At 39.6% G+C, this 21,151-nt stretch carries 20 protein-coding genes and 1 pseudogene; 17 read left to right on the forward strand and 4 right to left on the reverse strand.

Features of this window, described 5'->3' with window-relative positions; all coding sequences use genetic code 11:
- The first annotated feature begins 173 nt into the window (after nt 1–173).
- Both HMPREF2877_RS07815 and HMPREF2877_RS07820 read left to right on the forward strand, forming a co-directional pair.
- A complete protein-coding gene (locus HMPREF2877_RS07815; protein ID WP_070579504.1) occupies nt 174–2,270 on the forward strand; it encodes a peptide cleavage/export ABC transporter in 2,097 nt (698 codons plus the stop codon).
- Nucleotides 2,271–2,379: 109 nt separating this feature from the next.
- On the forward strand, nt 2,380–2,712 hold the full coding sequence (locus HMPREF2877_RS07820) for a DUF805 domain-containing protein (protein WP_013990041.1): 333 nt from the start codon (nt 2,380–2,382) through the stop codon (nt 2,710–2,712).
- Nucleotides 2,713–2,763: 51 nt separating this feature from the next.
- Here the strand turns inward: HMPREF2877_RS07820 and HMPREF2877_RS11485 are convergent, their stop codons facing one another.
- Nucleotides 2,764–3,183 (reverse strand): hypothetical protein, encoded by a 420-nt coding sequence (locus tag HMPREF2877_RS11485; protein WP_256262933.1) that lies wholly within the window; start codon nt 3,181–3,183, stop codon nt 2,764–2,766.
- A gap of 370 nt (nt 3,184–3,553) precedes the next feature.
- Between HMPREF2877_RS11485 and HMPREF2877_RS07830 the strand changes: the two genes are divergently transcribed.
- From HMPREF2877_RS07830 to HMPREF2877_RS11415, 7 genes and pseudogenes are all read left to right on the forward strand, one after another.
- The gene (locus HMPREF2877_RS07830) at nt 3,554–4,402 is read left to right on the forward strand and encodes an amino acid ABC transporter substrate-binding protein (protein WP_002883793.1); all 849 of its coding nucleotides are present in this window, start codon (nt 3,554–3,556) and stop codon (nt 4,400–4,402) included.
- A gap of 159 nt (nt 4,403–4,561) precedes the next feature.
- Nucleotides 4,562–5,464 carry a MetQ/NlpA family ABC transporter substrate-binding protein gene (locus HMPREF2877_RS07835; RefSeq protein WP_070579507.1) on the forward strand — a complete coding sequence of 301 codons (903 nt, stop codon included), beginning with the start codon at nt 4,562–4,564 and terminating at the stop codon, nt 5,462–5,464.
- 60 nt (nt 5,465–5,524) lie between these two features.
- Nucleotides 5,525–6,898 (forward strand): M20/M25/M40 family metallo-hydrolase, encoded by a 1,374-nt coding sequence (locus tag HMPREF2877_RS07840; protein ID WP_070579510.1) that lies wholly within the window; start codon nt 5,525–5,527, stop codon nt 6,896–6,898.
- A complete protein-coding gene (locus HMPREF2877_RS07845) occupies nt 6,891–7,958 on the forward strand; it encodes a methionine ABC transporter ATP-binding protein (RefSeq protein ID WP_070579513.1) in 1,068 nt (355 codons plus the stop codon). The genes HMPREF2877_RS07840 and HMPREF2877_RS07845 overlap by 8 nt, the downstream gene beginning before the upstream one ends.
- Entirely contained in the window at nt 7,958–8,650 is a 693-nt protein-coding gene (locus HMPREF2877_RS07850) for a methionine ABC transporter permease (RefSeq protein ID WP_002883771.1), read from the forward strand. Before HMPREF2877_RS07845 ends, HMPREF2877_RS07850 begins: the two co-directional genes overlap by 1 nt.
- Nucleotides 8,651–8,772: 122 nt before the next feature.
- Complete coding sequence (sstT, locus tag HMPREF2877_RS07855; protein WP_002886576.1) at nt 8,773–9,981, forward strand: serine/threonine transporter SstT; 1,209 nt, start codon at nt 8,773–8,775, stop codon at nt 9,979–9,981.
- A gap of 94 nt (nt 9,982–10,075) precedes the next feature.
- A pseudogene (locus HMPREF2877_RS11415) lies at nt 10,076–10,198 on the forward strand (energy-coupling factor transporter transmembrane protein EcfT); the annotation flags it as partial.
- Between the two features lie 89 nt (nt 10,199–10,287).
- Here HMPREF2877_RS11415 and HMPREF2877_RS07860 read toward each other — a convergent pair.
- The 3 genes from HMPREF2877_RS07860 to rsmG all read right to left on the reverse strand — a co-directional run bounded on the left by HMPREF2877_RS07860 (nt 10,288) and on the right by rsmG (nt 13,145).
- Nucleotides 10,288–10,959 carry a potassium channel family protein gene (locus tag HMPREF2877_RS07860; RefSeq protein ID WP_002886585.1) on the reverse strand — a complete coding sequence of 224 codons (672 nt, stop codon included), beginning with the start codon at nt 10,957–10,959 and terminating at the stop codon, nt 10,288–10,290.
- 39 nt (nt 10,960–10,998) lie between these two features.
- The gene (locus tag HMPREF2877_RS07865) at nt 10,999–12,363 is read right to left on the reverse strand and encodes a TrkH family potassium uptake protein (protein ID WP_073689220.1); all 1,365 of its coding nucleotides are present in this window, start codon (nt 12,361–12,363) and stop codon (nt 10,999–11,001) included.
- 68 nt (nt 12,364–12,431) lie between these two features.
- Nucleotides 12,432–13,145: a 16S rRNA (guanine(527)-N(7))-methyltransferase RsmG gene (rsmG, locus tag HMPREF2877_RS07870; RefSeq protein ID WP_013990060.1), complete on the reverse strand. Its 714-nt coding sequence runs from the start codon at nt 13,143–13,145 to the stop codon at nt 12,432–12,434.
- A gap of 298 nt (nt 13,146–13,443) precedes the next feature.
- On the opposite strand from rsmG, the gene HMPREF2877_RS07875 reads away from it, so the two are divergent.
- The 8 genes from HMPREF2877_RS07875 (at nt 13,444) to HMPREF2877_RS07910 (ending at nt 21,139) form a co-directional block, all read left to right on the forward strand.
- The gene (locus HMPREF2877_RS07875; RefSeq protein ID WP_070579518.1) at nt 13,444–13,980 is read left to right on the forward strand and encodes a DUF177 domain-containing protein; all 537 of its coding nucleotides are present in this window, start codon (nt 13,444–13,446) and stop codon (nt 13,978–13,980) included.
- Between the two features lie 155 nt (nt 13,981–14,135).
- Nucleotides 14,136–14,825, forward strand: coding sequence for a response regulator transcription factor (locus HMPREF2877_RS07880; RefSeq protein ID WP_002886589.1), 690 nt, complete (start codon nt 14,136–14,138; stop codon nt 14,823–14,825).
- The gene (locus HMPREF2877_RS07885) at nt 14,822–16,351 is read left to right on the forward strand and encodes a HAMP domain-containing sensor histidine kinase (protein ID WP_013990062.1); all 1,530 of its coding nucleotides are present in this window, start codon (nt 14,822–14,824) and stop codon (nt 16,349–16,351) included. The genes HMPREF2877_RS07880 and HMPREF2877_RS07885 overlap by 4 nt, the downstream gene beginning before the upstream one ends.
- A 121-nt stretch (nt 16,352–16,472) precedes the next feature.
- Nucleotides 16,473–16,952: a transcriptional regulator NrdR gene (nrdR, locus tag HMPREF2877_RS07890; RefSeq protein ID WP_002886592.1), complete on the forward strand. Its 480-nt coding sequence runs from the start codon at nt 16,473–16,475 to the stop codon at nt 16,950–16,952.
- Nucleotides 16,949–18,124: a DnaD domain protein gene (locus HMPREF2877_RS07895; RefSeq protein ID WP_013990063.1), complete on the forward strand. Its 1,176-nt coding sequence runs from the start codon at nt 16,949–16,951 to the stop codon at nt 18,122–18,124. The genes nrdR and HMPREF2877_RS07895 overlap by 4 nt, the downstream gene beginning before the upstream one ends.
- A 3-nt stretch (nt 18,125–18,127) precedes the next feature.
- Nucleotides 18,128–19,030, forward strand: a complete 903-nt coding sequence (gene dnaI / locus HMPREF2877_RS07900) for a primosomal protein DnaI (RefSeq protein ID WP_013990064.1) — start codon at nt 18,128–18,130, stop codon at nt 19,028–19,030.
- 104 nt (nt 19,031–19,134) lie between these two features.
- Complete coding sequence (gene der / locus HMPREF2877_RS07905; RefSeq protein WP_002886596.1) at nt 19,135–20,445, forward strand: ribosome biogenesis GTPase Der; 1,311 nt, start codon at nt 19,135–19,137, stop codon at nt 20,443–20,445.
- A 64-nt stretch (nt 20,446–20,509) separates the two neighbouring features.
- A complete protein-coding gene (locus HMPREF2877_RS07910) occupies nt 20,510–21,139 on the forward strand; it encodes a ribonuclease P (protein WP_070579521.1) in 630 nt (209 codons plus the stop codon).
- The last annotated feature ends 12 nt before the right edge of the window (nt 21,140–21,151 follow it).

Here is a 21,151-nt window from a genome sequence, read left to right on the forward strand (position 1 = left end):
GAGTTAGCAGGCTAAGCCTGCTTAGAGTTTTTAATGGTTAAATGTTTACTATAGAAACATAAATAACAGTTAAAAGGAGTTTTATTTTGAAAAAGCTAAATTTATTTACACTATTCTCACTACTTATCACTATCTTGCCTTATTTCACAGGTTGTCTTTAATAAGGAGTCACCATGTCAAAATATCCATATATCTCACAGGTTGATCAGCGTGACTGTGGTGTCGCTACCTTGGCCATGATTCTTAAACACTATGGTTCATCTTATAGTTTAGCTTATTTGCGGGAGTTGGCTCAGACTTCTCGTGAAGGCACTTCTGCGCTTGGTTTGGTTGAAGCGGCCAAGCAGATGGGTCTTGAAACTCAGGCTATTCGTGCGGATTTAGACTTGTTTAAACAAGAAAGCCTATCTTATCCTTTTATTGCACATGTGGTTAAAGAAGGTGGACTGCAACATTATTATACGGTGTTTGGTCAAATCAAGGGGCAGCTTATTATTGGTGATCCAGATCCTAGCAAGAAGGTCATTAAAATGCCCTTAGAGGAGTTTGCCAAAGAGTGGACGGGAGTTGCTCTCTTTTTTGTTCCAGGAAAATCCTATACTAAATACAAAGAAGATGTACCTGGGCTTCTTTCATTTTTACCGATTTTGTTTCGTCGTAAGGGTTTGATTGCAGTTATTGTCTTGTTAAGTTTTCTAGTGACCCTTGTTAATATTATTGGTTCTTATTATTTGCAATCTATTATTGACCGCTTGATTCCTCAGGAGGCTTACACTCTTCTGACCATGATTTCGCTAGGCCTATGTATCTCTTATCTAGCTCAACAAGTATTTACTTTTTTCAAAGATTATCTTCTACATCGATTGGGAAATTACTTGTCCATTGCTGTCATCCTTCCTTATATTAAGCATGTCCTTTCCTTACCTATTAGTTTCTTTAGTTCACGTCGTACTGGTGAAATCACGTCACGTTTTGGAGATGCCAACACTATTATCGATGCTCTAGCTTCAACGATTTTATCGATTTTCCTAGATGTGACCATTGTGATGACTCTAGCTGTGGCTCTTATTGTACAAAATCAGTCACTTTTTGTGATGACTCTCACGGTAGTGCCTCTTTATGTTTTAATCATTTTGGCATTCTATAAGCTTTTTGAAAAGGAAAATTATCAATTGATGGAGGCAAATAGTCAGGTCAATACCGCTGTTATTGATGATTTGAGAGGCATTGAAACCTTAAAATCCTTGAGAGTTGAAGAAAGACGCTATCAGGAAATTGAGGTGAAATTCCATGACTATTTGAAGAAGTCTTTGTCTAAGGCCAAGTGGCAATTAACGCAGGATGGTTTAAAGACAGGGGTTCAGTTAGTTTCCAATGTCTTTATCCTCTGGTATGGGGCACAATTGGTCATGGAAGGGCAACTATCTGCAGGTCAGTTGATTACTTATAATATGTTGCTGAATTATTTTACAACTCCTTTAATTAATATTATTAATCTCCAATCCAAAATTCAGCAAGCCAAAGTAGCCAATAATCGTCTTCAAGAAGTTTATGTTGTGGATAAGGAAGAAAAAGGAAAACTTAAAGAGTTTTCTTTTAAACAACTTGCTCTTAAAGGAGTCAGTCACCGTTTTAGTTATCAGCAAGAGACGCTTAGTAAGATTGATTTAACGATTCATAAGGGTGAGAAAATCGCCCTCATGGGTAAAAGTGGATCTGGGAAAACAACCTTAGCGAAAATGTTGTCAGGTTATTACACAAAATCTAGTGGTCATGTAACCCTAGATAAAGATGCTATTGGCCATGCGGAGTTACGTCAAATGGTGACTTATGTTCCCCAGCAGACCTATGTGTTTACAGGAACCATTTTAGAAAATCTGCTATTAGGATTTGAAGGAGAAGTTGACGAGAAAAAGCTCCTTAAGGTATGCCAACAAGCTGATATCTTAGAGGATATTCAAAAAATGCCACTAGGTTTTCAGACCCAAGTATCTGAGGATGGTGGTCTATCTGGTGGTCAAAAACAACGCTTGGCGATAGCGAGGGCCCTCTTGTCCAAGCAGCCTATCTTGATTTTTGACGAAGCTACCAGTGGTCTCGATAGTGATACTGAAAGCAGGGTCATGGCTAATCTTGCTAAGATTAAACGAACAATGATTTTTATTGCTCACCGCAATAGTGTCCGTCAACATGTCAGCCGTGTAGTGACCATGGGGGGTGGTCAGATTGAGTCGGACAGTCCTAATTTCAATCCATTCCAGTTTATTTAAAAAATCTTCCTATTATATATGTATAAAACTTAAGAAGTCTAAATTTTCACATCTTGCACCTATCTTCTTTATATAGTATACTGGTAGCATATTATTAAGAGGTGTAAACATGTTAGAGGCATATAAAAATTTTTGGTTAGGCTATCTCGATTTTTATGGTCGTACAAAACGATCAGACTATTGGTGGGTTGTCTTGATTAATGGAGTTATTGGTACTTTGATTTTCCTACTGATGAACCTGCTTGGGCAAACAAAAGCTGCTGGCTTTACATTGACAGCTTTTATTCTATTTATAACAGCAACGGCGCTTCCCACAATTTCAATTCAGATTCGTCGTCTACGTGATGCCAATTTCAATGTTGCTTGGATTGTATTAAAAGCGACACCACTACTAGTAGTACTTTGGGTGATGTATGCCTTTCCTACAAGAGATTCAAAATAACTCCAATATAAAAAGGGTGAAACTAGTTAGTCTAGTTCCACTCTTTTTTTCTTACAAAATAAAGCTACTTAAGAGGCTAACGAGGGTGAAGCTGATAGTTGCATAAAATACAGCGAGACGAGTTGCCTGAATAGGTTTATAGAGTCGAATTAGTGTTAGGACACACCAAATAAAGAGTACTGTGACAAACCAACCTGACAGTAAGCGACGTGGCGTCACACCATAGAGTGCCATATAAACGCTAAAGAGTGTCCAGGCTCCGATTAAGAAATATTTCAGTGGGAAGATGTAGCTGGTGTATATGAGGTCTAGCCAAACCGTAATTCCCAAACGCTCTTGACTACTTTGTCCAGTGCGTGCCATAAAGTAAAGGAGGATACTCGCATGAAGGCAAAGAATCTGAGCGCTCCCCCAGTTGTCGTGCAGGCCCCAGAGACTAATTTGCATGCCTTGGAGTAGACTAGTGACCATAAATATTCCCGATTCAAGTCGTATTCCCTTTGCTTTTCCACCTAATAGGCGACAGCCCAGGTCAATCGTACTGATCAAGACAAGGGTTGCTGGAAAGGCAAAGGAAAAATAGGCGAGAAAAAATATTATGCTCACATTGAATGATAGATTGTACTGGCTATATTGTCAGAAACAGTCAAATGCTAAAGACAGTTTTTTAGAGATTAACGGTTTGTGTCCATTCTTAGATATTGGAAATGACTTTTTCTTTGTCAAACAATTAATACTTTTAGGTGATAGTATTTTCTTATCACCTTGATTATGTTTAAGTATTAGTTAAGCTTAGTGAATTCTGTTACAATAAAAACAATCAATCTCAAAGGAGAATATTATGAAACTTAAAAAAATTCTTGGAATCACAGGTGTAGCCATTGCTTCAGTAGCTTTGCTTGCTGCATGTTCATCTAAATCATCAAAAGAAGCATCTAAATCTTCAGGTGCTAAAGAAACAATTAACTTTGCCACAGTTGGGACAACAGCACCGTTCTCATATGAAGAAAACGGTGAATTGACTGGTTACGATGTGGAAGTGGCTAAAGCAGTCTTCAAAGACTCTGACAAATATGAAGTGAAATTCCAAAAAACAGAATGGTCTTCAGTCTTCACAGGTCTTGACTCAGCTAAATACCAAATGGCTGGGAACAATATCTCTTATTCAGAAGAACGTGACCAAAAATACCTCTTCTCATATCCAATTGGTACCACACCAGCTGTTTTGACTGTTCCAAAAGATAGTAATATTAAGAAATATGATGATATTGCTGGACACTCAACGCAGGTTGTTCAAGGAACATCGACAGCTACTCAATTGACAGAGTTTAACGATAAACATTCAGACAAGCCAGTTGAGCTTAACTATACAAATGAAAATATTACACAAATGTTGACAAGTTTGAATGAAGGTAAGTACGACTTCAAGATTTTTGATGCACCAACTGTTAATGCAATCATCAAAAATAATAAATTGAGCAACTTGAAGACTATTGAGCTTAAATCTGATGAACAACCATACATCTACTTCTTGTTCGCAGATAACCAAAAAGACCTTCAAAAATTTGTAAACAAACGTTTGGAAGAACTCCAAAAAGATGGTACTTTGGCTAAGTTGGCTGAAAAATTCCTTGGAAATAAAGACTATATTCCAACTAAAGACGCTTTGAAAGTTCCAAGCAAAAAATAAGAAAGGAGCTGGGAATGATTCTCAGCTTTTTCATATAATTAAAATCTAGGACACGTTATAGTTAAAAACTATAGAAATGTACAATTATAAACAATTTGCTACAATTCTCATCCTATGGGATAATAATTTTACACTTAAAACAATTAAAAGGAGTTCGTTATGAAACTTAAAAAAATTCTCGGAATTACAGGATTGGCAATCGCTTCAACAGTAGCTTTGGCTGCTTGTGGTGCTGGTGGTAATAAATCAGCTAAAGATGATAAAACTTTGACAGTTGGTATCATGACTTTGGATGATACAACTGAGCCATTGTGGGATAAAGTCAAAGAATTGGCTAAAGACAAGGGTGTTACTATCGAGTTGAAAGAGTTCACAGACTACAATCAACCAAACGAAGCCCTTAAAAACGGCGAAATCGATGTTAATGCTTTCCAACACATTTATTTCTTGAACAACTGGAACAAAGAAAATAAAGGTGATGTTGTTGCGGCAGCTGACACACTTCTTAGCCCAATCCACCTTTTCTCAGGTACTGAAAACGGAAAAGCTAAGTATAAAGATGTTAAAGAGCTTCCAGAAGGAGCTACAATCTCAGTACCTAACGATGGTACAAACGAAAGCCGTGCTTTGACACTTCTTCAAACAGCTGGTTTGATTAAGTTGGATGTTAAAGATGGTGAATTGGCAACTATCAAGAACATTTCTGAGAATCCAAAGAAATTGGACATCAAAGAAATCTCAGCTGAACAAGCTGCCCAAACGCTTTCATCAGTAGATGCAGCGGTTGTTAATAACTCATACGCACAACAACAAAACGTTAACTATGATACAACTCTCTTCCAAGAAGAACCAAGTCAAGATTTGAAAGATTGGGTTAACGTCATTGCAGCTAATAAAGATTGGGAAAAATCAAATAAAGCTGATGCTATCAAGACTTTGATTAAAGCATACCAAAACGATGAAGTAGCACAAATCATCTATGATGCATCTAACAAGGTTGACCTTCCAGCATGGAAAGGTGCCCCAACACAAGATCAATTGAAAGCTAATTCAAAGAAATAAGCTAAAGACAGAGGGCGTGTGAGAGCACGCCATTTTGTCGTGTATGAAGGAGACGATTTGATGGCATTTTCAAGTGAAGAAGAGCAGTTACGAAAATTTCGTAACGATGAAATTGCTCAGCACTATTTTGAAGTCTTGCGGACTTTGATTTCTAAAAAATCTATTTTTGCTCAAAATATTGGTCTCTATGACGTGGCTGCTTACCTTGGTGAGATTTTCTCTGGTGTTGGTGCAGAGGTGACAATTGACGAGACCTATACGGCACCATTTGTCTTGGCAAAATTCAAGAGTCCAAATCCAGATGCGAAAACAATTATTTTCTATCAACACTATGATACGGTTCCTGCGGATAATGATCAGCCATGGACAGATGAACCTTTCCGTCTGACAGTTCGTAAGGGCTACATGTATGGTCGTGGTGTTGATGATGATAAGGGGCATATTACAGCTCGTTTGACAGCCCTGCGGAAATATATTCGAGAGGTTGGCGACCTTCCTGTAAATATTACGTTTATGATGGAAGGGGCTGAAGAATCTGCATCAACTGACCTTGAAAAATATTTGGAAAAATACCGAGATGACCTTCTTCCAGCAGACCTATTGGTTTGGGAGCAAGGAAATCGAAATAGTAAAGGTCAATTGGAAATCACAGGGGGCAACAAGGGGATTATTACCTTTGACTTGTCTGTCGAGAGTGCTGATGTTGATATCCACTCTAAATTTGGTGCAGTGATTGAATCGGCTTCGTGGTACTTGCTCAACGCTATCTCAAGCATGAGAGATGATCAGGGACGTATCCTTATCGACGGTATCTATGAAAAGATTGTCCAACCAAACGAACGAGAGATGGATCTTATTGAAACTTATGCCATTGAAAATGCAGATAGTCTTCGTAAGATTTACGGCTTAAAACTACCCATTTTAGAAAGTGACCGCCGAGCTTTCTTAAAAACTTACTATTTTGAACCTGCCCTTTCCATTGAAGGCATTTCAACAGGTTATCAGGGGCAAGGGGTTAAGACTATCTTACCAGCTCAAGCCAGAGCTAAGATGGAGATGCGTTTGGTCCCTGGCTTGACGCCTGAGTACGTTTTGGAGTGTATCAAGACTCACCTCAAAAAAGAAGGATTTGACCGTATCAAGGTGACCTTCACTCTTGGTGAAGAAAGTTATCGTAGTGATATGTCTGATCCGGCTATTGTCAATGTTATTGAATTAGCAAAAGGCTTTTATGAAGAAGGTGTTGCTGTGCTTCCAACGGCAGCAGGTACAGGGCCTATGCATATGATTCATCAGGCTTTGGGTGTTCCTATGGCAGCCTTTGGCATAGGAAATGCTAACAGTCGTGACCATGGTGGGGATGAAAATGTTAGCTTAGCAGATTACTACACCCACATTGAACTAATTAAGGAGTTAATTGCAAGTTATGAGTAATGTCATTATTGATTTGAAAAATATTGATATCACCTTTACGCAGAAACGCCGCACTATTCAAGCGGTTAAGGATGTGTCTATCCAGATTGAAAAAGGTGATATTTACGGAATTGTTGGTTATTCAGGGGCTGGTAAATCTACCCTTGTGCGCGCAATCAATCTTTTGCAAGTGCCTACAGCTGGTAAAATCACTATCGGTAAAGATGTGACTTTTGCAGATGGTAAGGTCCAATTGTCGACAAAAGAATTGCGTCAGAAACGTCAAACGATTGGGATGATTTTCCAACACTTTAACCTTATGGCTCAAAAGACGGCTTATGAAAATGTAGCCTTTGCTCTTCGTCATTCTAAACTAAGCAATGAAGAGAAAGACAAAAAAATTCGTGGTCTTTTGGAATTGGTTGATTTGGCTGATCGTGCGGAAAACTATCCTGCACAATTGTCAGGTGGTCAAAAACAACGTGTAGCGATTGCCCGTGCCTTGGCTAATGATCCTGAAATCTTGATTTCAGATGAGTCTACATCAGCCCTTGACCCTAAAACAACTAAGCAAATTCTTTCACTTTTGCAGGATTTGAATAAAAAACTTGGCTTGACAGTGGTTATGATTACCCATGAAATGCAAATTGTTAAAGATATTTGTAACCGTGTTGCCGTTATGCAAAATGGTCAACTTTTGGAAGAGGGCAGTGTCCTTGATATCTTCTCAAATCCTCAAGAAGATTTGACACAAGAATTTATTGAAACTGCATCAGGGATTGAAGATGCCTTGGCTAAGATTAATGCACAACCTTTGGTGAAAAACTTACCAAGCTCAGCCCTTCTCGTTCAACTTAAATATGCTGGTTCTTCAACAGATGAGCCACTCTTGACCGAACTTTTCAAAGAGTACGGCGTTTCAAGTAACATCCTTTATGGTAACGTTGAGATTCTAGGTGATACTCCTGTTGGTGAATTGGTCGTTGTCTTGGATGGTGAAGCGGATCAGGTTCTTGCTGCTCAAAAAGCGATTGAAAATGCAGGTGTCAGCTTACAAGTACTTAAGAAAGGAGCCCAATAATGGCAGATTGGATTCAACAAAACTTTCCAGATATTTATCGTATCGGTATGCAGGGGGTTAACTCTTGGCCAGACGCCATCTATGCGACTCTCTACATGACGGTTATTTCCTTCATCATTGGGGGACTTCTTGGTCTTGTTATGGGGCTCTTCTTGGTATTGACAGGTCCTCGTGGAGTCATTGAAAATAAATTTGTTTTCCAAATCTTGGATAAAATCACTTCAATCTTTCGTGCCATTCCTTTCATCATCCTCTTGGCGATTTTGAAAGGGTTCACTTACTTTATCGTAGGGACTAACCTCGGTATGACGGCAGCCTTGGTTCCATTGTCAGCTGCAACCTTCCCATTCTTTGCACGTCAAGTACAGGTGGTACTTGCAGATCTTGACCGTGGCGTTATTGAAGCAGCACAAGCTAGTGGTGCGACACTTTGGGATACGATTAAGGTTTACCTTGGTGAAGGTCTACCTGAGTTGGTTCGTGTATCAACCGTAACTCTGATTTCCCTAGTCGGTGAAACTGCAATGGCTGGTGCTATCGGTGCCGGTGGTCTTGGTTACATCGCCATCTATTATGGATATAACCGTTCTAGTACATCAGTTACCATTTTGGCAACTTTCTTGATTTTGATTTTGATTTTCCTTATCCAATTCTTGGGTGATTTCTTGACACGTAAATTGAGTCATAAATAGGATTTGAGAGCCTGTTTGCCACAGGCTTTTCTCATGTCTTGACGATTTCAGATATTTATCATAGTATGGAAGCTATCGAATGCTTTATGGTTGACTAACCATAAAAAAGGAGTTAATAAGTTATGAAACGTTTTATTTCAACTTGGAATAGAACCAGTCTAATTAAGCGTATTGCCATTGGTGTGGTAGTGGGTGCTGTGCTTGGTTTGCTTGTTCCTAAGTTTACGGTTATTGGTCTCTTAGGAGACATGTTTGTTGGTGGTTTGAAGGCAATTGCCCCACTTTTGGTCTTTGCCTTGGTTGCCAATGCCCTTTCCCAAACGCGAGAAGGGCAACAAAGCAACATGAAGACAGTTATTGTTCTTTATCTCTTTGGGACCTTTGCGGCAGCTTTGACGGCTGTTATTTCTCACTATATTTTTCCAATTTCTTTGAAGTTGGGAGCAGCTGCAGCGACTAAAGCGACAGCACCTCAAGGTGTGGGAGAAGTCTTTAAAGATTTATTGCTTAAGATGGTGGATAACCCTGTCAATGCCTTGGCTCAAGCTAACTATATTGGTGTTTTGGTATGGGCAGTTGTCTTTGGTTTTGCCATGCGAGCAGCTAGCAATCACACGAAGGATTTGCTTAATACCTTGGCAGAAGTGACTTCACAAATCGTTCGTTGGATTATCAACTTGGCCCCATTTGGTATCCTTGGTCTTGTCTTTAATACTATTTCTGAGAATGGTGTTGGTGTTTTGGCAGATTATGGGGTCCTAATCCTTGTTTTAGTGGGAACAATGGCCTTTGTTGCCTTGGTTGTTAATCCAATCATTGCTTTTGTGATGATGGGCAAAAATCCTTTCCCACTAGTTTTCCGTTGTTTGAAAGACTCTGGGATTACAGCCTTCTTTACTCGCTCGTCAGCAGCCAATATTCCAGTTAACCTTCAACTTTGTAAGGATCTTGGTTTGAATCCTGATACCTATTCGGTTTCTATCCCTTTGGGGTCAACTATTAATATGGCTGGAGCAGCCGTGACAATCAATGTCTTAACGCTTGCTGCAGTAACGACTTTGGGGATTCAGGTCGACTTTGCGACAGCACTCATTCTTAGTGTGGTTTCAGCTATTTCTGCTTGTGGTGCCTCAGGTATTGCTGGAGGATCCCTCCTATTAGTGCCGGTAGCATGTAGCCTCTTTGGTATCTCAAATGATTTGGCCATGCAGGTTGTCGGTGTCGGCTTTATCGTAGGTGTCATCCAAGACTCTTGTGAAACAGCCCTTAATTCTTCAACAGACGTTCTCTTTACAGCAGTAGCAGAAAAGAGCCGTTGGAAGAAAGCATAGCTAATTGTATAAGGTCGGCCTATTTGGCTGGCTTTTTGATTTTAGAGAAAACATAGTCAAAGACTATAGCTAGCTCAAGAATCTATCATCTTTGTATGTGCATAAATCTTTGATGAAACAAGATTACCTTGTCATTGTGTCAGCTATTCTTTTATTGGGGATTAGTATAGGCTTAATCTTCCTCAATCATGGTCGTTTTTACAATCCATGGGGATGATATTCTTGGCTTTTAGTAAAAGTATGCAGATAAGCACAACAAAAAACGTTCCAGTCTTGTCTAGATGAACGAGATTGGAACGTTTTTTGTTATTTCAAATATCCTAAATAATCAAATTTTTCTAGTGTTCGATTGTCAGCGACAACTAGGATGATTCCTTCATCAGGTAGTTTCTTACTTGGGTCAAAATGAGTGTTTAACTTGCCACTTTTCTCATCTCTAAAACCAATAACATTGACGTTATAATTTTGTCTTAGATTTAAAGTATGCAAGGACTTTCCAGCCCATTCACTAGGAATTTTAAGTTCAATTAAAGCTACATCGTCCTCTAAATGAAAAACATTTGATATGTTATAGCGGAGGATATTTGAAGCCAATTCTTTTGCTGTGCTACGTTCAGGAGTGATGACCCAGTTAGCACCCATTCCGTAAAGGACTTCCTCATAATTGTTATTCATAGCTTTGGCAATAATATTCTTAATACCAAGTTTTTTGCACTGCAAGAGCGCTAGCGCAGACGATTCTAGGTGTTCTCCAGTTGCAATAATGACTGAGTCGCAAGTATCGATACCAGCAGAACGTAGAAATTCAATGTCAGTAATGTCCCCAACAGCAGCCTTAGTCACCTGATCAGCAAGGTAATCAATTGTTGTAGCATTATTATCTAAGGCAATAACATCTTGTCCAAAAGAAGAGAGTTCGGTTGCAATAGTTTGTCCAAAGATTCCCAAACCAAGGACCCCAATAATTTGTGTTTTCATATAAAATCCTTTCAGAATATTGTCAATTAATAAAATAGTTTAGCCGACTGAAATGTCAGTTGGGGCATAAGAGATATGTTTTTCTTTTTTGGTCATCAAGCTCAAGAGAACAGTGATAGGTCCGACACGGCCAATGAACATCAGAGCCATGATAACAAGGCGTCCTAGGGTATTTAGATTAGGGGTCAAATCCATTGAAACACCAACGGTAGCAATGGCTGACACACTCTCAAAAAGTAGGCCTAGTGGTGAGAGAGTAGGATTAGTTTCCAGCAAAATAACATAGCCGACAAAGAGCATCGTTAGGAAAAAGAGTATAACTGTGAATGCTTGCAAAATGGTTTTGTTAGATATAATACGGTTTCGAAAAACCACACTCGAGTTACCAGATAGCTCTGACTTAAAAAGTAGGAACATGATAGAGGCAGTTGTCACCTTGATACCACCCGCAGTTCCTCCAGGACCACCCCCAATAATCATTTGAATCATAAAAAGAAGATTTGTGGAGAAATCGGCATTGGTATAGGAAATAGTTGCAAAGCCAGCGGTACGCATGGTTACAGTCTGAAAGAAACTTACCAGAAGTTGTTGCCAGACATTGAGAGTACCGATTGTCTTAGAGTTATCCATTTCCAGTAACCAAGCAAGCAGTGTTCCTCCTAATAGGAGACAACCTGTACTTATAAGCACAAGACGGCTTTGATTACTGAAAGGTCTCCAAGCTAATTTCCAATTCCTTGGACGATCTTTAATATAACGTCTTATTAGTTGAATCAAATCAATCCAAACTGCAAATCCCAAGCTTCCAGACATGATGAGAAAAGCTACAGCAAGGTTAATGGTTGGATTGGTTGCATAATCTTGTAAACTGTTAGAACCTAAGTTATCAAATCCAGCATTACAAAAGGCAGAGACAGCTAGAAAGAGACTATTAAAAATGCCATGACCAAGTCCAAAACGAGGAATGAAGTCAGTCATAATCACGAGTGCTGCTAAAGCTTCAATAGAAAAAGTTATTTTATAGACCTTAAAAAGATAAGCCTTCAAATCTTTTTGGTTATCTCTACTAAGTGCGGATTGAAGGAGATCTTGATCGCTCAGTCCTAATTTATTTTTAAGGGTATAGGTACTAAAGGCTATAAGAGAGACTAGTCCAAGTCCTCCCGTCTGCATGAGAAACATAGAGAGAATTTGACCAAGACCATTGTATGCCTTACTGACCGGGACAACAGAAAGTCCAGTTACACAGACCATTGACACAGTATTGAAGAGATGGTCTAGGTAGCTTGTTTCTGGACTGTTAGCATAGTGGCTTATGGGAAGGCTAAGTAAAATACTCCCCACTATAATGACAAAGACAAAGCTGAGCACAAGCTTTTGCGTGACAGAAAGACGATTTATCAATGAAAACCTCCGAGTTATCATAAGAATAAATAATAATCCAAGGAGCAAGAAACATCCTTGGGTAAATGTTATAACGGCTTCTTGTTAGGCATCCCAGCACGACGTGGGTACTTATTTGGGGTTTCTTTTTTCTTATCGACAATGGTGATATTACGTCCATCCCCATTTGGCAGTTTATAGTTCTCGTTGAGAACAGGCTTGGCAAAAAGCAAGTTCAAGGCATTTTTAGCATCGGCTAGCTCTTCGTCAGCTGCTGCAGCTTTAAGTGCAATAAGTTGTCCACCCACCTTTAAGAAAGGAATGGTCAATTCTGAGAGAACCTGCATGCGTGCAACAGCACGGGCAGTTACAATATCAAACTGAGCACGGAAGGCCTTGTCTTGTCCAAAATCTTCTGCCCGTCCATGATAGAAGTGAACACCGCTGAGCTCAAGTTCATCGGCCAAGAGATTAAGGAAATTGATGCGTTTATTAAGAGAGTCAATGATAGTCACATCAAGTTCAGGACAAAGGATTTTCATAGGGAGACTTGGAAATCCAGCTCCAGCTCCGATATCGAGAAGTCGAATAGTCTGATTTTTAATATGTCCTTGGAGAACAGGAGCTAGGGAATCGTAGAAATGTTTGAGGTAGACCTCGTCTCTTTCTGTGATTGCAGTAAGGTTGATCTTTTCGTTCCATTCTACCAAGAGCTCAAAGTAGCGTTGGAATTGGTCTTTTTGTTTTTGGCTGAGATCGAACCCTAGTTCTTTCAAAGCCTTGTAAAAATCTTCAGGTGTCATTTTATATTCCTTTTATCTAGTTTCAATGCTCTTATTTTACCATAATTAAGAGCTTTCATCTAACGCTATAAGACAGATGGAAACTAGGTCTGAATAAGTTTCTCATTAGCTGTGAAAAAAGTTCTAAGTTTAAGAAATATGTAATATTAAAGGTGTTATTTTTTCTTAAAAATTTGATATAATACTAATTAAGTCTAAAATCATAATCATGCTCTCTAATGAAAAGTGAATGTGGGGGATTATGGTCTTGTGGATTGAAAATAGATCCCTATGGGGAAATTTAATTTGAGGATTAAAAATGATTTATCTTTCAGAAGTTAGAAAGTCTCCAGAAGGGCTCGCCTTTAACGAAGCACCTTCTTTGTTGGAGTCTATTAAAGAACGCTATGATCAAGTTTTAAATCTTGAACAGATTCAAGCAAGTGGGCATGTAGCCTATGACAATGGTTTGTACCTTTTGGATTATCAACTTAGCTATGATATTACCTTGCCATCTAGCCGTTCACTTGAACCTGTGACCCTTAGTTTTAACTATCCGGTTTCAGAAACCTTTATACAAGAGGCAGATGCTGCTCTGCAAAAAGAATTAGTCGAAGAAAATTTAGTTCTTATCTTGGATGGGGATACTATTAATCTTGATGAGAGTATTCTAGATAATATTCTTCTTAATATTCCTTTGAGAGTACTAACACCTGAGGAAGAATCAGGACAAATTTCGCTCTCTGGGAATGACTGGGAAGTCTTGTCAGAAGAGGATTTTGCCGCTCTTCAACAGGAGAAAAAAGAGGCAAGTAATCCCTTTGCCCAATTGAACGGTCTCTTTGATGAAAATTAATTCAAAAAAACAAACTAAAAATGTTTGACAATTTTAAAAATCTGTATTATTATATCATTAGAAGTTAATTTTCGGATTTATTCATTGGGTAAATCTACAGACTTTTTAAGGGAAATGGAAGTCAAAAAATTTTAAGAAAGTGGTAAATACTTATTATGAGCAAACGCATTTTGATTGTTGAAGATGAGAAAAACCTTGCTCGTTTTGTCTCTCTTGAACTTCAACACGAAGGATACGACGTTGTGACAGCAGACAACGGACGCGAAGGACTTGAAATGGCACTCGAGAAAGATTTCGATCTTATTCTCTTGGACCTTATGTTGCCTGAGATGGACGGTTTTGAAGTAACACGTCGTCTCCAACAAGAAAAAGATACTTATATTATGATGATGACAGCTCGCGATTCAATCATGGACATTGTTGCTGGTTTGGACCGCGGTGCTGATGACTATATTGTAAAACCATTTGCGATTGAAGAATTGTTGGCACGTATCCGTGCAACCTTCCGTCGCCAAGATATCGAATCTGCTAAGAATGCACCAGCAAAAGCATCAACTTATCGTGATTTGAAATTGGATGTTCAAAACCGTACAGTTGTTCGTGGTGATGAAGCAATTCCATTGACAAAACGTGAGTTTGATTTGTTGAACACACTTTTGAGCAATATGAACCAAGTGATGACCCGTGAGGAACTCTTGCTTCAAGTTTGGAAATATGATGACGCCATCGAAACAAACGTGGTAGATGTTTATATTCGTTATTTGCGTGGAAAAATCGACGTTCCAGGTAAGGAATCATATATTCAAACAGTACGAGGAATGGGTTACGTTATCCGTGAAAAATGAGTAAATTACAAGATAAATTATTTGGTAAAGTAACCATTAGAAAAAAGTTGACCATGACAACTGCTGTGGTCTTCTTTCTTGTATTGTCGTTGTTCACTCTGGTTGTTATTTTTTCAGCTAATACGCTTCTTTTGCAACGTGAACGTCAAAATGTAAACACTACAATCGCAAAAGTTGTTACTTACATCGAAAAGGATTGGGATTCGGATGAAGAATTAAGTCCAGAACCGCTCTTAGCGGCTCTTTATTCGCCTAAAAATATCTATGCATCAATTATTAATGGCGTACTTTCTGAAAAGCACTCTTTGGATGGTCAAGTTGCAATTTCTAATAAATTATATTCAAATCAGTCAGTTTTTGTGTATGACAAAAAAGGAACCTTTATCTTTACTTCTGAGGAGAATACAGATTCGCCTCCCGGTATGTCCGAGGTAAACAAACTGAAGTCAGTATCCTATAAAGGAAAGCGTGGTTTCTTACTACAAGTTCCAATTTACGGTAAGGATAAAAAGACCATCGTTGGCTATGCCCAGATTTTCCATGATTTGGAATTCTACTATGCTCTTAAAGAGCGTTTGGTTTTCTTGTTGATTTTCCTAGAAGTGGGGATGACTGTCCTAGTTATCGCAGCAACTGTAGTTGTCTTGACATCTATTCTTCGTCCGATGAGACAGTTGCACGAAACGATGGGAGTTATTACCGATTCGCCAAGTGATTTGGAACTTCGTTCTAAGATTGAAAGTCACGATGAAATTGGTGATTTGGCGGTTAACTTTAACCGCATGATGGATAAAATTCAAGAAAATAATCAGATGCAGATGCGTTTCTTGAGTGACGTCAGTCATGAATTGCGTACGCCGATTGCGGTTATCAAGGGGCATATGGACCTCTTGCAACGTTGGGGTAAAAATGACCCTGAGATTCTTGAAGAAAGTCTTGAGGCTGCAAGTCACGAGGCCAACCGTATGACGATTATGATTAATGATATGTTGGATTCTATCCGTGTCAAAGGATCATTTGAAAATCATAGAAACGATACTTGTGATTTGAATTCTTCAATCCGTACGGTTATTGGGAACTTCCGTGTCTTGCATGAAGATTATCAATTTTATCTCAATGATTTCGAAAGTTCAGAGCGTCTAGCACAGATTTATAGTCAGCACTTTGAACAGGCGATCACCATTTTGATTGATAATGCGGTCAAGTATTCGCCTGTCAATAAGGAAATACAGGTTACTATTAAAGCATTGGAAGATGAAATGTTGGTACAAGTGCAAGATAACGGTGAGGGGATTTCAAAAGAAGATATCAATCATATTTTTGAACGTTTCTATCGTTCAGATAAGGCACGTAACCGTACAACAACTCAATCTGGTGTTGGTATTGGTTTGTCAATCCTTTATCAAATTGTGGAAGCTTATCGCTGCCGTATTGATGTTAGTTCTGAACTTGGTGTTGGAACACGTTTCGACCTTTACATTCCATTTGCAGATCGAGAAACGACGATACCTCAACTTGAGCTTTAAATCAATTTATAAGAGACTTAGAGTGATTCTTGGTCATGAGCACGCCTCGTTTAGGGCGTGCTTTTTATGTGTTTTTATGGTAAAATAGAGTACCGAATTTCAAAGATTGGTGGTGAAGTGCATGCGTTGTCCAAAATGTCAACATAATAAATCTAGTGTTATCGATAGCCGTCAGGCAGAGGATGGGAATACTATTCGTCGTCGTCGTGAGTGTGATTCTTGTCATGCTCGTTTTACAACATTTGAGCGTGTGGAAGAGGTTCCACTTTTGGTTGTCAAAAAAGACGGTACTCGTGAACAATTCTCTCGCGACAAGATTTTCAATGGTATCTTGATGAGTGCTCAGAAGCGTCCGGTTTCTAGTGAGGATATCGAAAATGCCATCACCCGTATTGAGCAAAACATTCGCCGTAACCATGATGGAGAGGTTGAGAGTGATGTCATTGGGAATTTAGTGATGAAAGAACTCGCTGACCTTGATGAAATTACTTATGTACGTTTTGCCAGTGTCTACCGTTCTTTCAAAGATGTTGATGAGATTGAAGAGTTGCTTCAAGAAATCACCAAGACTGTACGTGCGAAAAAAGAGTCTAAAAAATGAGACCTATTGAAGAATTTGTTTATGTTGGCAATCAGGTTATCGTTCCCGATCAGGCAAGTCTGATGCGTTGCTACTATCCCATTATTGGGGGTGAGGGATACGCTCTCTACCAGTATTTCGTGGCTTTTTATGACAATGGGAATCACCGCCATAAGTTTGCGGCTATTCTGAACCACCTTAACTTTGGAATGCAGCCCCTTCAGGAAGCACTGGCGGTTCTGACAGCAGTAGATCTTTTGGCCCTTTACCAGTCCCCTCAAGGGTTTTATGTTATAGAGCTTAAGTCTCCCTTATCAATTGAACAGTTTTTAAAACATGCCGTTTATAGTTCACTTCTCGAGCAAAAGATTAGTGAACCAGCAGTAGATGCTTTGAAACCTGCAGGTCTACAAGGCTTGCAAGATTTATCTAAACGTTTTTCGGATGTCTTTACCGATGAGCGTTTGGCTCAAAAGTCTGTGTCTGAAATCAAGCCCAAAAATTCATTTGATTTAAGCAGTTTCAGGAATCGTATGCAGGCTGATGGTCTTGTATTTACAGATGAAAAGACAGATGTGCCAGAAATCTATAAATTGTCTGAAACTCATGGCATGAACTGGTATGATACCTATCTCTTAGCGAAAAAGACAGCCGTGAACCACCAGATTATTGTCAAGCGTATGCAGGTGCAATTAGAGCAGGCTCAAGCTCAAACATTGGGTGGTGATTCTGCTTTGACGGAGACGGAGAAAAAGATTCTTAAAGCGGTTAGGTCCGAAAAGCCTATAGATTACTTGCAAAGTGCTAAAGGCCCAAGCGGGACTGTGACTAATTCTGAGAAGCAGATTCTCACGGATTTGGCACAAAGAGGCTTTATGGATGAGGTCATTAACCTCATGGTTGCCTATAGTTTGGGACGGACACGTTCAACGAATGTAAATCGAGAGTATATCTCTAAACTTGCCAACGATTTTGCCTTTAAGAACATCGTCACTGCTGAACAGGGGCTTTTAGCTTTGCGTAGTGGTTATGACAAGAAATCACAGCAAGCAAAAGCTGATTCTAAGAAGAAAACAAATGTGCCGAGCTGGAGTAATCCAGATTATGATAATCAAACCAGTCAGGCTGATCAGGCCAAGTTGGATGAAATTAGACGTCGAGCTTTGGCAAAACTAGAAAAAGGAAAGGAGTAGCCTATGGAAAGAGTTGGACAAACCCTAAACCGAGCAGGGCATCATGGGTCTGGCAATGCAACAGATTTAACGAAGCAAATTTTGGCAGATCCAAGAGTGGCTAGCTTTATTCAAGAGCATAGCCTAAGCCAGGATGAAATCAAGCGTAGTCTTCCTAAGTTTAATCAATTCCTGGTGGAATGCCGTAAGGTCAAAGAAGGTGATGCCTCGTATATTGCCAAGGGGTATGAACCGATTCTGACCATGAATGAAGGCTACGCTGATGTAACCTATAAGGAGACGCGTCAGCTCAAAGAGCAACAAGAACAGCAGGCTATTGCTAAACGGATTAATTTGGTGAGTCTGCCTCAGTCTTATCGTAAGATTACCTTTGCGGACATTGCTCTAGATGATGTGGCTCGTGTTGATACCTTTGAGAGTCTCGTGGATTTTGTGGCGAATTACCCTAGTCCAGACCAGAAAGGCCTCTATATCTACGGAGACATGGGGGTTGGAAAATCCTTCATGTTGGCTGCTATGGCTCATGAACTTTCAGAGACTAAGAAGGTTGCTACGACCATTATTCATTACCCATCTTTTACTATTGATGTTAAAAATGGAATCAAGGATGGTTCTGTCAAGGAACAAATTGATGCTGTCAAACAGGCGGAAGTTTTGGTTCTAGATGATATCGGTGCAGAACAATTCTCTTCTTGGATTAGGGATGATGTTTTGCAAGTTATCCTCCAGCATCGCATGATTGAGGAGCTGCCTACCTTCTTTACGTCTAACTATAGTTTTGCGGATTTAGAAGCAAAGCTATCCAATGGACGTCAAGGAGATGAGACTTGGCAGGCCAAACGTGTGATGGAGCGTATCCGTTTTCTTGCCAAAGAGGTTCACTTGAAGGGTGTTAATCGCCGTTAGGGTGATCCTAATAATGATAAAGAATAAGAGAGTTTGCTTTCCTTGGTGGAAGTGAGACTGCTAATTGAAGAAAGGAATCCCTATTTAATCAGGGACTTAAACATATGACATTACCTACAGTTGCTATCGTGGGTCGCCCAAACGTTGGGAAATCGACCCTATTTAACCGAATTGCGGGTGAACGTATCTCTATCGTCGAAGACGTTGAAGGGGTAACACGTGACCGTATTTATACCTCTGCTGAATGGCTTAATCGCCAGTTTAGCTTGATTGATACTGGTGGTATCGATGATGTTGATGCACCATTTATGGAACAAATTAAGCACCAAGCTGACATTGCCATGACTGAAGCTGACGTTATTGTCTTTGTCGTTTCCGGTAAGGAAGGCGTGACAGATGCGGACGAGTACGTTGCTCGTATTCTCTATAAGACCAACAAGCCAGTTATTTTGGCGGTAAATAAAGTGGATAACCCTGAGATGCGTGCAGATATCTATGATTTTTATTCTCTTGGACTTGGTGATCCTTACCCAGTTTCATCTGTTCACGGTATTGGTACAGGGGATGTTCTCGATGCTATCGTTGAAAACCTTCCAACAGAAGTTGAAGAAGAAAATCCAGATATCATTCGTTTTAGTTTGATTGGACGTCCAAACGTCGGAAAATCAAGCTTGATTAACGCCATTTTGGGCGAGGACCGAGTGATTGCTAGTCCGATTGCTGGTACGACTCGAGATGCCATTGATACAAACTTTGTGGACAGTGAAGGTCAAGAGTATACCATGATTGACACCGCTGGTATGCGTAAATCTGGTAAGGTTTATGAAAATACGGAGAAATACTCTGTCATGCGTTCAATGCGTGCCATTGACCGTTCTGATATCGTCCTTATGGTTATCAATGCCGAAGAAGGTATTCGTGAGTATGACAAGCGTATCGCTGGTTTTGCCCATGAAGCTGGTAAAGGGATTATCATCGTAGTTAACAAATGGGATACGATTAAGAAAGACAATCATACCGTTGCTAATTGGGAAGCAGATATCCGTGATCAGTTCCAATTCTTGAGCTATGCACCAATTATCTTTGTATCGGCTGAGACGAAACAACGTCTTAACAAGTTGCCAGAGATGATTAAACGCATCAGTGAGAGTCAAAACCGTCGTATTTCATCGGCTGTCTTGAATGATGTTATCATGGATGCCATTGCCATCAACCCAACACCAACTGACAAAGGAAAACGCCTTAAGATTTTCTACGGCACACAAGTTTCGGTTAAACCACCAACATTTGTTATCTTTGTCAATGAAGAAGAGCTTATGCACTTCTCATACATGCGTTTCTTGGAAAATCAAATTCGTCAAGCCTTTGGTTTTGAGGGAACACCAATCCATTTAATTGCTCGTAAACGTAAATAAAAAAAGAGACCAACCAGAATAAAATCTTTATGGGTTGGTCTTTTATCATTGTAAGGAGAAAACGATGTTAGAAAATATTCAAGCTTATTTATCTAAACAAGGGGTTAAGTATATCAAACCTGAAAAGGCGGGCCTACACCAGGAAGAGATGGAAGACCTCAAGGCACTTGGTCAAGCAGCTCGTAAGGAAATGCAGGTCTTATCCAAAGCTCTAGAGGAGCGTTTGACACCCTTTAAGATGGATCGTGTCAGTAATTGGGCCAATCAGGCACAAATATGTCGGCCACACTTTTGGTGCTATTATAAGGCACCTGAGGACAGTTTAGACGATGTTGCCATGGCGATTCGGCTCTATGGTCAGCCTAAAGATTGGGGAGTCTCAGTTGAAGTTAGCTTTATCGAACGGAAAAAATCAGATACTACTCTAGCTAAACAACATAAGGTCCTAGACTTACCGATTGCACCCTCTCTATACTATTTTGCCCAGGAAAATGGTGTCAGTCATCGTGTGGAAGGAACTGAAGACAATCGTCAGATGCTTAAAGAAGCAGTTAGAGATAATCGTGTTCGTAAGGTATTGGTTAAATATGATGTTCCTGTGACTACTAGTGAAACAATAGAAGAGTTAGTAGAAAAACTTGCTGATGGATTTGATAAGTTGAAACCCTATTACGAGAAAGCTAATAAAAACTAAAAAATCTCCAGG

This window comes from Streptococcus sp. HMSC072D03, assembly GCF_001812855.1.
In the GTDB taxonomy this organism is placed as follows: Bacteria; Bacillota; Bacilli; order Lactobacillales; family Streptococcaceae; genus Streptococcus; species Streptococcus salivarius_D.